The sequence below is a fragment of the Psychrobacter proteolyticus genome (assembly GCF_038155145.1).
GTDB classification, from domain to species: domain Bacteria; phylum Pseudomonadota; class Gammaproteobacteria; order Pseudomonadales; family Moraxellaceae; genus Psychrobacter; species Psychrobacter proteolyticus_B.
Window position 1 is genome coordinate 267265 of record NZ_JBAKAY010000001.1, and the last position, 13144, is coordinate 280408.

Sequence of the window (13144 nt, forward strand, 5' to 3'; positions counted from 1 at the left end):
AGCAATTAATAAGTTACAGTGACATTAACAGTATCTGTATAAGTACCTACTGGCAGGTTATCTGTACTACCGGCAACTAAAGAGGCGTACACGGTATGCTCTTTTGCTTGGTCAACCGCCATACCTGTACCTATTCCTCCAACGTCCTCACCAGTGTTACCCCAAGCGTCACCACTTGCTGTTTTTAGCAGTTGATAAGCCACTGTATTGGCTGGGGTAGCACTATCAGTTAAGACACCTGTTCCTGCTAGACCAATATTGTAAGTTGTGCCGTTAGAACAGTTGACTGAGATAGGAGTACCAGATGATGCTTCGCTGACATCAACACCAGCAGCGAAGCTACCGAAGTTAATATCTTGAGTGCCTGAAGCAGAAGTAACTTTACAAGATGAGGTAATATCTAGTTTGACATCGAAAGCACCAGCGTCTGTCGCAGCATTCACGCTAGAGATAGCTGCGAAGCCACCAACAGTGAGAAACGCAGCGGTAAGTAGTTGTTTGTTAAATGTCATGGTAATTCTCCAGAAAATATAAGCGCTTTTAGTATTTCGATAAGTTAGGGGTAATACCAAATAGATATATAGCTTATATTTCATAAAGTATTGAGAATTATAGATCTTCATAATTTACTAAAGTTAGGTTTTTATAGGAACTTACTCAACAATAGCCAATAGAAATATAAACCTTTTATCTCTAAATATATACCACCTGTCATTTTTTGTAATCGCATTGTAATACAGTTGTCATAATAATGCACGTTAAATGTTTGATTAACATTATGATTTATCAGATTTTACCAATATACAATTAATTTCACCTTCATACTGACGTTAATTAATTTTATCTAAACTCATCCTTTAGAATTATAATAATTACAAACAAAATTTCTATATTATATCCTAGTACCTGCATATAGATTTTAGTTGTACCTAAATGAGTGCTAGTTGGCTAGATATTCTTAACAGTTGAAAACGATAAATATTAATAGCAGTCAATAAAGAGTTTTACACAATGCATAGTGCGATTGGTTTAGAACAAATCTTCAGGAAAAGATAACAATGTTTTATCAAAGCAGTTAAGGTATATAGCTGACCTAGAAAAATAACTATTTATTTAGCACTTTTTATAACTGCTACTAGGGCCAATAGTTGGAGTGTATGGGGAGCGATAAGAACATAGGATGTAGTAACTGTAGAGGACGGAAAACTTTATTAACTTACAAAATAGATAATTATAAAAAACTTGAGCCAATAGAACACATTCTGTCGGTCTGTATATCAATCATATTTTGTAGATGTTAAATATTAAGGGGATTAGCTGTCATACTCCTCTTAGTCGCTGTGCAATTTATAAAATAATTAATGGAAATTCAGATCGTAGCGAGCCAGTGTTCCCCAAGAAAGTACAGTTTACGAAGGTCAGGGTAGTGTGGAGTGAATTAGAAGATAAGTTTAATATTGAGATTGAGATAAGGTAGGCTGAGCAAAAAAGATAGCCGTATTACTTTTAAGTAATACGGCTATCTTTTTTATAAGGTTTAATTATTCTATATATAATATAGGCTGAATTTAACTAATCGTATTATGATATTTGGTAAATGTGGATAATACTATTCGTATTAGCTAGCTAAAGAAAGCTTAATTCTATATTTTGAGTCTAAACTAGTCACTCTTATTTATCTATATTTCAGATACAACAAAGCCCCTGATATCAGGGGCTTTAGCTGTTCTATAAGATAGTATAGGACTATGTAATGGTACCCGGAGCCGGACTTGAACCGGCACGCTATTGCTAGCGAGGGATTTTAAATCCCTTGTGTCTACCAATTTCACCACCCGGGCAAAACTTGTTTTATCTAAAATGTAAACTAGCTGATAGACCATCTAGTTACTAGATAAGTGGTCGCTATTATAATCGGTTGTGATAATAATGCAAGCCAAAATTAACGTAAAGTTAATAAATAATTGGAGGCTGGAGTCGGAATCGAACCGGCGTTAACGGAGTTGCAGTCCGCTGCATGACCACTCTGCCATCCAGCCAATCAAGGTCGCCTATATTAGCAAAAATATAGTAAATTACAAGTCCTTTTTTAATTAAAAACAGCTTATTTATTATCTTGTCTATATTTAGCCCCAATTTCAGGACATTTATGCTATTAATAGGCTTTTTTAAGCCGTCAGTAAACCAGCGTTTAATGATAATGGTTTAAAATATAATGCGTTAAACAATATCTCTATTGTCACGTTTGGCACTCTTAACATCGCGATAAGTGGCCGTGCAAATTAATACGAGTACGCCAAGAGTAATGGCGGGCCAAATTAAGATATATAAGCCGTAGATAAAAACGTTGTCCATGATATCTCCTTATAATATTGCTAAGTAAGTAGCGACTAGCCAAATACTACTGGCCAATCGGTACTCGGATAAAGCGACTTTGGTTTAAGATTTAAGTGACGATGGTATTTCCGGTTTTTTATCGTAATTGCCCACGCGCTGCTTAATTAAGTCGAAGTCGAAATGTTCGTCTCCCATCAGGCTGATAATCACACAGACGACGGTACTAGCGCCGTAAGCTGTTAGAGAAGCCAGCAGAACCATATATTGACGTAAAAAGCCAGTAGCGAAGATAAGCATCAACACTAGCGTAATGGTTGCGGCGACCATGCCAATCTTACGACCTAAGAATCCAAAGACCATTAGCCCAATAACGACTGCTGCACCGACACTAGCCAGTATTTCAAAGAATAGGGCAGTGACACCAGTGATTGGAAGGAATTCGAAACGGGCAACGCAAAATAAGAGTAGTCCGACGATCACTGCTGAGGTAAAAGCAGTATTGGTGACGCGATTCCAAAACACACTGGCAATTACAGGGAAGACAATAGCACCCCATAGTGCACCCACAAACACTAGCATGACGAGAATATCAAGCTTAAAGCTCGCAAAAATTAGTCCAGCTGCTGTCGCAACAATCATCGTGCCTCGACCAATTAGCATCATCGTTTTAGGTTTTACATGGCCTTTTTTGGCGATGTTTTTACCGTAGACATCTGCCATCATAATGGTTGATAGCGCTGATAAATCTGAGTCAGCGGTCGAGGACAACGACCCAATCACTAAAATGAAGAATAAGGCGATAAAGACGGGATGCAGATAAGTACTGACCATTTGAGGGATAAGGTTGTTCATATTGCCATCGAGTGGCTCGACGCCAATCGTTACAGCCATTAGTCCAATCATTCCAAGACCAATAACGATACCAGCATAGCCGACTGTAGCAGTGATAAACGTCGCTTTAATCTTAGTTTTATCAATCGCGAATAATCGCTGAGTGATGGTTTGATTACCGATAGCATATGCTAATACAGCGACGAAGTAAGGCGCACCTTGTTGAAAGAATGCCTCAGAGGAGAAGAAGTTCTGCTGCTCTAATGTCAGGTTTGATAGGCCGCTGACCATGACCTCAGGGCCACCCATAGCGAATAATACGGCGGGAATAATGACAATACCAATGGCCATTAGAGCGACCAACTGAGCGAAATCCGTAAAGACAGATGCTCTAAACCCTGATGTCAATGTGTAACTCAGTACACCGATACCTGCGATCATTACCCCTGTTTGGAACGATAATGGTGATAAAACTGACACCAATGCTCCAGCAGCGGTAAAGTTGACCATCAAGCTAATTAAACTGCCCATAATATTGGATATGGCTAAGATTAATTGGCTTGATGAACCGTGGCGGGCATGAATCAGTTCACCTAGTGTATGACCGTCTGGTGCCAATTCACGAAAGCGCATACCGAAAGGGTAGATAAATAAAATCATCAATGCACCCCAAAAGCCATAATGTATTGGCCCTGATACACCGTATTTATAGCCAGAGGTAGCCGCAGCGTAAAATGAGGCGGCCCAAATCCAAGTGGCGGTCATACTGGCTGCACCCATACCGAAGCCAACACCGTGACCTGCGACCATAAACCCAGAAGTTGTCTCTTTATCTTTTTTGATTAATAGAGACAGTAAATAGGTGCTGCCATAAAATGCTAATAATAATAAAATAATCGTTAATGATGAAAATTGGAACAATGACTCAGTTTTCAAACTCAGACCTCGCAATTGTTAGTTGATGAATAAAGTTCAGTAAAAATGAAAGATACCAAACCATTAGGAATACAGCATAGCCTACACAGCCCTCATACCGAACGTATGTGGCTAATATAAATAGCGAAAATACCAACTGTAGTGGTAAGCAAATGCTAAGTGTCGCGCCCAAATCTTGATAAGACAAATAGTGTCAAATCAAAAAGACAGGGACTACTTTCAATAGGCGTCAGTTAATGGGTAAACCATCACGCTATTAATAGGCATACACAAAGGTAGCTACATGCTAAAGAAAACTCATGTGATGAGGGTCTATAGCGGAATTACGAATAAGCACTAAGCCATGATGGCATGACCCGAACTCGATTTAGACAGCCTTATCAGCTGTAACAAGCAATAGGTAGGAAGTCTCTACTTATCTATTGCGATTGATGTATTACTAAGCGGCATTAATAAATAAAACTACATATTTGTTAAGTACCTGTAACATATTTGCGCGGTAAGAGTAACCTATTATGTCACCAACCTCAAACATTATCCGATATTTACCAGACAATGACTGAAGATAACATATAAGTATTTATTTAAAGAGATTTAGTAAAATGTTTAATAAAGCATTGAAAGATAGAGCTTTATTATGAGTAGCATCGAGTGATATATCGCTATTAGCTAAATTATAACTGTAGATAGTTAGCTGAAGTTTTCATTAAAAAGAAATAGATAACGAGCGATAGACGGGTGTTCCCAATGAACAAGTAGAAGTGAATTTTTATATATTATCTTGTTTGGTATAGTAAGTGACTCGGTTATCACGTAAAAATCCAGCCAATCCAAGTCCGTAACGCTCAGCCACGCGCACTGCTGTACTGGTGGGTGCTGACATGCCAACTAGCCACGGGATTTGACTTCGAATAGACTTTTGAACCAGTTCAATAGAGAGACGCGAAGTCATGAGCACACAGCTAACGTCTGCTTTTTGTCGTAATTGCCAACCGATGAGTTTATCAAGTGCATTATGGCGGCCTACATCCTCAAATAGGTATAGCTGCTGATTGTGTATCGTTGCTGCGGCATGTACCGCACCTGTCAGCTGATGTGTATGCTGCGCGGCATCCACTTGTTGACGCAGTGCCAATAGGGAGTCAAGGCTTGGAACAGTCGTCTTAGCACTATCGTTACTTGTCGATTGATTATGGTCGGACTGTAGACTGCTTTGAGAGTAAGCGCTTAAATCAGGTAAAGCTTGCGTTAGTCCAGTAATACCGCACATACCGCAGCCTGTGCGCCCTGCGAGCTGACGTTTTTGTGCTTGGATACGTTGATGGCAGCGTTGGCTTAATACTAGTTCCACGACATAGATATCGTAATCTTGAAATTGTTCTAAGCTTTGTTCAATTGATACTGAATCAAAATCTTCGTCATTCGAATCTTGCGCAAACTGCTGATAGCTAGCTAGATCTGCAAGGTGAGTCACTTCCCAGTCGAGTAACTCGTGACTGTATTGAATTAATCCTTCGCTAAATAAGAACCCAACTGCTAAATACTCTAGCTGAAGTGGACTGGCCATCAACACAGCATAATGAATTCCATTAATGATGATAGAGACCGCAGCTTCTACGGCTAAGCTGGTGCTCTGAGGTTCAATTTGAAGGTGAGAGTCATGATTAGGATTATTGTTAATTGACGGATAATGATGCTTGTGTGCAAAATGACCACGAGCGAGTGGTGTCTCTGACAACCTATCATCGTTAGACAGCTCAGGTGTAACTATCTTAGTGCTAGTTGGATTATCTATCATAGTAGGGTCGATAAAAGCCTCACTTTGTGCAGCTTTATTTTCAATGGTTATCACGGTTTATTATGGCCTAAAATTATGAGTGTGCTTATGGTCATCTAGAGGTAGAGCCAATGAAATTTTCATTCTCATTGGCCCTCCGCAGTATGGTTTACGCAGGCGTAGCGATCGATGTATTTGCCTCTACGCGCTCTAAAACGACGGTCGTCGATTTGTACGCTGGAATATGAGAATCTGGCGCATGTGTCTCCAAATCAAAGAGATCATTGCACTCAGGGTAGTAAGCGGCAACAGCGTTAGAGGCAATATCCATCTCGCTTAATACCAATGGGCCTAATATGCGTGACTGTTCTAGACTATCTTTAGCACGCTGGCGAGTGACCATAACACGGTCACCTTTTTGCCAACCTAAACGACTTATTTCATCTGGATGCATGAATAGCACATCACGGCGATCCGTTTGACGATAGCGGTCTTTAAACCCAAAAATCATAGTGTTGAATTGATCGTGGCTGCGGACACTGGTCAATTGCCAAACCTTTTGTGTTGTAGCTGCATGGTCATCGATATCGTTTGCAGCTGCCATTTGTGCAGCGACAAAAGTAATCGGATATTGTGGTACTTCAAACTGAGCTTTGCCGCTCTCGGTATTCCATACACGATGACGCGCCGCATGATACAAATGAAAGCCACGCTCAGAGGTGCGAATACGCTGATTAAAGTCTTCAAATCCGTTAATAGCTTGAGCGATATAGTCTCGAATAATATCGAAATCCTCACTCATCGCCAGCCAAGGAATAGACGAGTCGGCGCCGATTACATGAGTCGCGATATCCGCTACGATTTGCGCTTCAGATTTTAGCGTATCACTAACAGGTTTGAGCTTACCCTGAGTGGGTACGATCTGACACATAGAGTCTTCGATAGTGGCAAACTGCTCACCCTTTGTTGTGACAATACGTTCGGTACGACCTAGGCAGGGCAGGATCAAGTTGTTTGCACCGGGGTATAGCATAGTCTCATTAAGCTTAGTACCGACAAATATATTAAGCTGAGTAGTGGTTAAGGCTTGCTCAATAGCGCTGGTATCAGGGGCAGCTACGGCGTAGTTACCACCCATGCCCATAAAGACTTTTAATTTACCTGAGATAAGAGCCTTGGCACCTGTGACGACATCATAGCCGTGCTCTTGCGGCATAGGGTGCTCAAACACACGCTCTAAACTGTCTAATAAGCTTTTGCTAGGGCGTTCATGGATACCCATGGTGCGATCGCCCTGTACGTTGGAGTGCCCACGCACTGGAGATGCACCAGCACCGTCGATACCAATCATGCCCATCAACAGGAGCAAGTTGGTAATCATCGCGACATTGTCATCACCTTGCACATGCTGAGTAATGCCCATGCCCCAAGTGCAAATCGTTGCTGGACTATCAGCCACGAGCTCAGCGAGATTAATAATATCTGTCTGAGAAATACCGCAGCCAAGTGTGATATCTGACCATGATTGCTCTGTTAGCCACTGTTTTAGAGGTTCAAAGCCTGAAGTATGAGTGGTAATAAACTCATAATTTATTTTATCGTTTTCGATTAACCACTTGGCAATGCCCGTCAATAAGGCTGCATCACCGCCGATTTGAATTTGAATAACGTCATCGACCATATCAGCACTTTGACCGGCTGCCATGTGTGTTGGTTTTTGCGGATTTCTGAACTTGCTTAAACCTTGCTCACGCATTGGGTTAATTGAGATGATTCGACAGCCTTGCTCATGCGCATGGGCGAGCATCTCTAGCATACGTGGATGATTAGTCGCTGGGTTTTGCCCAAACATCAATATCAGCTTGGCTTGCTCAAAATCTTCTAGCATGACCGTCGCTTTACCAATACCTAGCTGTCTGCTTAGCATTACTGAGGTTGGCTCGTGACACATATTTGAGCAATCAGGCAAATTATTGGTACCAAAGCAGCGTACGAACAATTGAAATAAGAAGGCAGGCTCATTAGTCACCCGGCCTGACGTATAAAATAATGCCTCATCCGGTGAATCTAGCTGTTCTAACTGCTCAGCGATTAAGCTATAAGCGGCTTCCCAAGGGATAGGGACATAGCGATCTTGCGCTGCATCGTAATACATCGGCTCTGATAAACGACCACTATGCTCCAGCTCGTAACCAGTCCAGCTCTGTAGCTCAGTGACGGTATGCCTTGCAAAAAAGTCAGCATCTGCTTTGTGGGTCATGGTCTCACTGGCAATGACTTTAATACCGTTCTCACAAACATCAATAGCTTTGTGTGACTTATGATCAGGCCATGCACAGCCTGGGCAGTCAAATCCGCCTTGGGGCTGATTGCTTTTGAATACACTTATACCGCCGCGCAAAAATGTCTTATAGTCCATTAGCTTTTGGGTAGATGAGATCAGCGCAGGCCAACCAGCAGCAGGGTGGGAGTAGATAGGGATTTTGCGCATGATAGACCTCATATAGTAAGTGACAACAGCGAAGCTTTGATAGACGACAACTATATAATGGTCAGTGGAAAGTTCATATGATCATTAACTATAGATAACAAAAAACCTCCAAGAAAAATCAATTCTCTTGAAGGTTTTTGAGATTGTCGGACATGGTTATATCCGACAGGTACAAATTTATAAATCGTAAGTTATGGGCAGTATTAGCTCAAAAACTTAGCTTAAAATCAAACTGTCATCTTCAACTTTTTCGCCACGTGTTTGCTCGAACATATCGAGTAGATCATGTACGGTCATACCTTTACGAATGTCACCAGCCACATCTAGCACTACTTGACCTTGGTGTAGCATAACGGTGCGTGTGCCATGTGCTAAGGCTTGTTGCATTGAATGGGTGACCATCATCGTAGTCAGCTTATTGTCCGTGACAATCTTATCAGTCAATTCTAAGACAAACGCCGCAGTCTTAGGATCGAGAGCTGCAGTATGCTCATCGAGTAGCAAAATCTTAGAGGGCTGCAATGATGCCATTAGCAAACTTACTGCCTGACGTTGACCGCCAGAGAGTAGACCCATACGATCGGTTAAACGATTTTCTAGACCTAATTTTAAAACGGATAGTTTTTCTCGGAACAAATCACGGTTATTCTGGTTCAATGCAAATTTCAGACCGCGATTACCACCACGTTTGTAGGCCAAAGCCATATTTTCTTCAATCGTTAGCGCTTCACAAGTCCCCGCCATCGGATCCTGAAAGACACGAGCAACCCAATGCGCGCGTTGATGAGCAGACTTTTTGGTCACATCAATGCCATTTAGCAAGATTGAGCCACTATCGACGCGTGTCGTACCGCTTACCGCGTTCAAAAAAGTAGATTTACCTGCGCCATTGGTACCGATGACAGTGACAAATTCACCGTCAGCGATATTTAAACTGATACCACGTAGGGCAGGGTTTTCGATAGGCGTGCCTGGGTTAAAGGTCAACCGTAAATCGGTGGCTTGCATCATAATCGTTATTCCTTATTGTCTCTTCAAGCATCGCAAGTATTATAAATACCTGCTTTGACTGTCATTAGGCGCGAACTTTGCGTGATAAAAACTTGGTTTTCGCTTTTGGCAATACCAAGGCTAATACCACGAGCAATGCGGTAATCAAGTTCAAATCCTGTGGACCAAAGCCGATGCTACGTAGCGTATCGCTTGATAATGCGACCTGAATAAACAGTTTGTACAATACCGCGCCGACAACAACGGCAAAGGTGATCAGCCAAATACGCTTGGCAGGAATGATGGTCTCACCAATGATGACTGCTGCTAGACCAATGACGATTGTACCGATACCAATCGAGATATCTGCGCCGCCCTGAGTCTGCACAAACAGCGCACCTGCTAGGGCAATCAAACCGTTAGAAATCGCCATACCGATGATGGTCATCCAAGAAGTATTGATACCTTGCGCCTGTGCCATTCTTAGGTTTGAGCCAGTAGCGCGCATCGACAGACCTGTCTCAGTGCTATAGAACCAGTTCAAAAATAACATGGCAGCTGCGACAACGACACCAATAATCAGGCAGCGCATCCAATAACCATTACCATCGGTCACCAAGGTGCTAAATACTGTGGTTTCGCCAAGCAAGGGTAGGTTTGGCGCGCCCATGATGCGTAGGTTGACAGAATATAAAGCAACCATGACCAAGATACTGGCAAGCAGCTGCAAGATGCCAAGTTTGACATGCAACCATGCCGTGACGATACCAGCGACTGAACCTGCTAACATCCCAAAAGCACAGGCCAACCATGGGTTGATACCAGCGATGATAGAAATACCAGCGACTGCGCCACCTAACGGAAAACTACCGTCAGCGGTCAAATCTGGAAAGTCGAGCGTACGAAATGAGATAAGCACACCGAGTGCTACTAGGCCATAAATCAGACCACTTTCAAGCGCACCAAAAAAAGCAATTAAAGACATAAGAGATCAGTAAGTCATAACCAAGTGTCTAGCGTATGGTACCAAGATAAGTAAATGGCAATTGCCAAAATCATCTATCTGCTAAACAGCTAAGCGGTGAATTTAACAGATTAAGCAATCTGCGGTTAGGGTAAACCAAAACATATCACGATTAACAACGATCATAAGCTACCTTGGTTTGAGGCGATGGTTCAAGGCACTGCAGTGCAATCAATAGACCTATCCTCTACTTAACAAGTATCAGATAAATTCTCAGACAAATACAGTACTATTAAACACGCTTTCAAAAAAGACTCTGTTTAGACAAGAAGCCCAGCCTAATGACTCATAGCTGGGTTTCTTGTTTAATCATTAGCCGTATATCTAAGGTATACAACACAGTATTAAGTAGTGTCGCTATCCTATTTATACCTGCTATTTTGAGCCAAATACAAAGGTGCGTTATTCTACCACTTCTTTAGCTTTATCGATAACCGCTTGTGGCAATGTGATGCCTTCTTCTTTAGCGTGTTTTGGACTGACGTATAGATCAAGCGCTTGTGGAGTGTAAACAGGGATAGCACCTGCTTTTTCACCGTTTAAGATACGTACGACAATTTTACCAGTTTCACGGCCAAGCTCATAGTAGTTCACGCCTAGAGCAGCAACAGCACCGCGCTCAACTGAGCTAGTATCTGAGGCAATTAGAGGAATCTTACTTTGTTTGGCGATTTGATAGAGTGACTCGTACGCTGATACCACGTTGTTGTCAGTTGAAGTGTAGATCATATCGACCTTGCCTTCGAGACTACGGGCTGCCATCGCGATGTCATTACTACGCTGTGCAGGCGCTTCTAATACATTGATACCGAGTGGTGTTAGCTTCTCTTTAAGATTTTTTAAGATAATCGTTGAGTTGACCTCACCTGGGCTATAGACGTAACCGACGTTCTTTAATGATGGAATGATTTGACGCATCAAATCAATTTGTGGCTCATACGGTAGGGCATCTGATGCGCCTGTAACGTTGGTGCCAGATCCATCTAGCTTAGGTACCAGTTTGGCTGCTACTGGGTCAGTAACTGCTGAGAATACCAATGGAATGCTGCTAGTAGAAGCGGCAACAGACTGCGCAGACGGTGTTGCGATAGCGACGATAACGTCTGGCGCATCAGCGACAAATTGCTTGGCAATCTGACCAGCAGTAGCAGTGTTTCCTTGCGCGCTTTGGAAGTTAACGGTTAGGTTTTCACCATCTTTAAATCCTGCTTCGTTTAGCTCGTCGATGACACCTTTACGTACATCATCAAGCGCTGGATGTTCGACGATAGCAGTAATAGCAACGGTCTTCACAGCCGCCGCTGCATCACCACTAGCGGCAGCATCCGTGGAGCCATCATCTTGTGCTGATTGGTTACAACCAGTCAAGATAGCCGTACATACACCGCCTAATAATAAAGCCTTACCGAAATTAAAACGACCAAAACGATTTTGAGACAACATGGGTCTTACTCCTAAAATAATAGTGTGTCCGTACACTATATAAATAATTGACGAGCTAATAGATAGCTTACTACTTTTTATTTGGTTTCAGCATCAATATCAACATTGATGGCGTTTTTTAGTAACTCTGCTGGCAAGCTGACACCTTGTGTTTTGGCATGCTTAGGACTGACATATAAGGTCAGATCATTCATGACTTCAGGTTTGATGGTGTTAACCGCTTCGCCGTTTAACACGCGATATACCATCTTGCCAGTAGTACGACCAAAATCATAGTCATTAACACCAAGCGCAGCAGTCGCGCCGCGTTTTACACTGAATTCATCAGACGCGATAATCGGTAACTTGAGCTCATTTGCTGCTTGAGTCATGGCCTCAAAGGCAGAGGCAACATTGTTGTCAAATGAGGTATAGATGATATCTGCGCGTCCTTGCAAACTGCGTGTCGCCATACCGATATCCGTTGGACGATTGGCAGGAATGTCTAATAGTGACAGACCTCGCGCTGGCAGAGCTTGTTTTAGGTTCTCACGCAATGATACTGAGTTTGCCTCACCTGGACTATAGACATAACCTATGGTCTTTAAGTCAGGCTTTATCTGCTGTAACAAATCCAACTGCGGCTCTAGTGGCAACTGGCTTGAGAGTCCAGTCAAATTGCTTTGAAAAGGCTTGCCATCTGCCGTGATGAGCTTGGCACCCAATGGATCTGATACAGCAGTGTAGATAATAGGGATAGTGGTGGTCGCGGCTACCACTGACTGCGCAGAAGGCGTTGAGATTGCTACGATCGCATCAGGATTGTCTCCTGCAAATTGCTTGGCAATCTGTCCTGCAGTCGCTGTATTCCCTTGTGCACTTTGAAAGTTAACAGTTAGATTTTGACCTTCGACATAACCATTATCTGCCAATTCATCAATAATACCGCGGCGCATATCATCTAATGATGGATGCTCAACGATTTGAGTAATGGCAATTGATTTGGCAGGTTTGTCTGTAGCCGTGCTATTTTCAGCAGTCGCTGCGGTCTCGGTAGAGGAGTTTGAGCAGCCGATTAGTCCAAGTGTGCTAATGGCACTAAGAGCAACGCCATATAGGCTTAAGCGTAGAGTAGAAGCGATAGTCATTATTAGGTTAACTCATAGGTTATATCAATCGCAAAAACCAAGTAGATACTGCCAGACTGACTGAGCCTACTAACTTATATAGTAGTAATTTTGCTCATCTGTTTGGTGTACTTTGGTTTTTTACCATGATATTGAAGAATGCAGATTAGCCAAGTCAATGCTATGTTGATGCTGAGATAGCAGGCTAA

10 protein-coding genes and 2 tRNA genes are annotated in these 13144 nt (G+C 42.4%); 1 reads left to right on the top strand and 11 read right to left on the bottom strand.

All coding sequences use genetic code 11. From position 1 onward, the window contains the following. Window positions 1–5 precede the first annotated feature (5 nt). Window positions 6–512 carry a Csu type fimbrial protein gene (locus V6252_RS01045; RefSeq protein WP_341608934.1) on the bottom strand — a complete coding sequence of 169 codons (507 nt, stop codon included), beginning with the start codon at window positions 510–512 and terminating at the stop codon, window positions 6–8. A 782-nt stretch (window positions 513–1294) separates the two neighbouring features. Between V6252_RS01045 and V6252_RS13845 the strand changes: the two genes are divergently transcribed. Then, complete coding sequence (locus V6252_RS13845; RefSeq protein WP_394124242.1) at window positions 1295–1477, top strand: AlpA family phage regulatory protein; 183 nt, start codon at window positions 1295–1297, stop codon at window positions 1475–1477. A 277-nt stretch (window positions 1478–1754) separates the two neighbouring features. Here the strand turns inward: V6252_RS13845 and V6252_RS01050 are convergent. From V6252_RS01050 to V6252_RS01095, 10 genes are all read right to left on the bottom strand, one after another. Continuing rightward, window positions 1755–1841: transfer RNA gene (locus tag V6252_RS01050), tRNA-Leu, on the bottom strand. Between the two features lie 124 nt (window positions 1842–1965). Beyond that, window positions 1966–2039: transfer RNA gene (locus V6252_RS01055), tRNA-Cys, on the bottom strand. A gap of 181 nt (window positions 2040–2220) precedes the next feature. Further along, on the bottom strand, window positions 2221–2355 hold the full coding sequence (locus tag V6252_RS01060) for a putative transporter small subunit (RefSeq protein ID WP_211181310.1): 135 nt from the start codon (window positions 2353–2355) through the stop codon (window positions 2221–2223). A gap of 84 nt (window positions 2356–2439) precedes the next feature. Beyond that, window positions 2440–4089, bottom strand: a complete 1650-nt coding sequence (locus V6252_RS01065; protein WP_341609149.1) for a sodium:solute symporter family protein — start codon at window positions 4087–4089, stop codon at window positions 2440–2442. 784 nt (window positions 4090–4873) lie between these two features. After that, window positions 4874–5956: a formate dehydrogenase accessory sulfurtransferase FdhD gene (gene fdhD, locus V6252_RS01070; protein ID WP_341608935.1), complete on the bottom strand. Its 1083-nt coding sequence runs from the start codon at window positions 5954–5956 to the stop codon at window positions 4874–4876. 94 nt (window positions 5957–6050) lie between these two features. Beyond that, window positions 6051–8372, bottom strand: coding sequence for an FdhF/YdeP family oxidoreductase (locus tag V6252_RS01075; protein WP_341608936.1), 2322 nt, complete (start codon window positions 8370–8372; stop codon window positions 6051–6053). 216 nt (window positions 8373–8588) lie between these two features. Next, complete coding sequence (locus V6252_RS01080; RefSeq protein ID WP_057759272.1) at window positions 8589–9383, bottom strand: ABC transporter ATP-binding protein; 795 nt, start codon at window positions 9381–9383, stop codon at window positions 8589–8591. A gap of 64 nt (window positions 9384–9447) precedes the next feature. Then, window positions 9448–10347, bottom strand: coding sequence for an ABC transporter permease (locus V6252_RS01085; protein WP_101204314.1), 900 nt, complete (start codon window positions 10345–10347; stop codon window positions 9448–9450). Window positions 10348–10788: 441 nt separating this feature from the next. Further along, window positions 10789–11829 (bottom strand): ABC transporter substrate-binding protein, encoded by a 1041-nt coding sequence (locus tag V6252_RS01090; RefSeq protein WP_341608937.1) that lies wholly within the window; start codon window positions 11827–11829, stop codon window positions 10789–10791. Between the two features lie 77 nt (window positions 11830–11906). After that, window positions 11907–12956 carry an ABC transporter substrate-binding protein gene (locus tag V6252_RS01095; RefSeq protein WP_102094939.1) on the bottom strand — a complete coding sequence of 350 codons (1050 nt, stop codon included), beginning with the start codon at window positions 12954–12956 and terminating at the stop codon, window positions 11907–11909. Window positions 12957–13144: the final 188 nt, after the last annotated feature.

Excerpts from the sequence above, each read along its gene's own strand:
- V6252_RS01080 (WP_057759272.1), bottom strand. The coding sequence starts at position 9,383 with ATGATGCAAGCCACCGATTTACGGTTGACCTTTAACCCAGGCACGCCT.
- V6252_RS01060 (WP_211181310.1), bottom strand. The coding sequence starts at position 2,355 with ATGGACAACGTTTTTATCTACGGCTTATATATCTTAATTTGGCCCGCC.
- V6252_RS01095 (WP_102094939.1), bottom strand. The coding sequence starts at position 12,956 with ATGACTATCGCTTCTACTCTACGCTTAAGCCTATATGGCGTTGCTCTT.
- V6252_RS01090 (WP_341608937.1), bottom strand. The coding sequence starts at position 11,829 with ATGTTGTCTCAAAATCGTTTTGGTCGTTTTAATTTCGGTAAGGCTTTA.
- V6252_RS01075 (WP_341608936.1), bottom strand. The coding sequence starts at position 8,372 with ATGCGCAAAATCCCTATCTACTCCCACCCTGCTGCTGGTTGGCCTGCG.
- V6252_RS13845 (WP_394124242.1), top strand. The coding sequence starts at position 1,295 with ATGTTAAATATTAAGGGGATTAGCTGTCATACTCCTCTTAGTCGCTGT.
- V6252_RS01085 (WP_101204314.1), bottom strand. The coding sequence starts at position 10,347 with ATGTCTTTAATTGCTTTTTTTGGTGCGCTTGAAAGTGGTCTGATTTAT.
- V6252_RS01045 (WP_341608934.1), bottom strand. The coding sequence starts at position 512 with ATGACATTTAACAAACAACTACTTACCGCTGCGTTTCTCACTGTTGGT.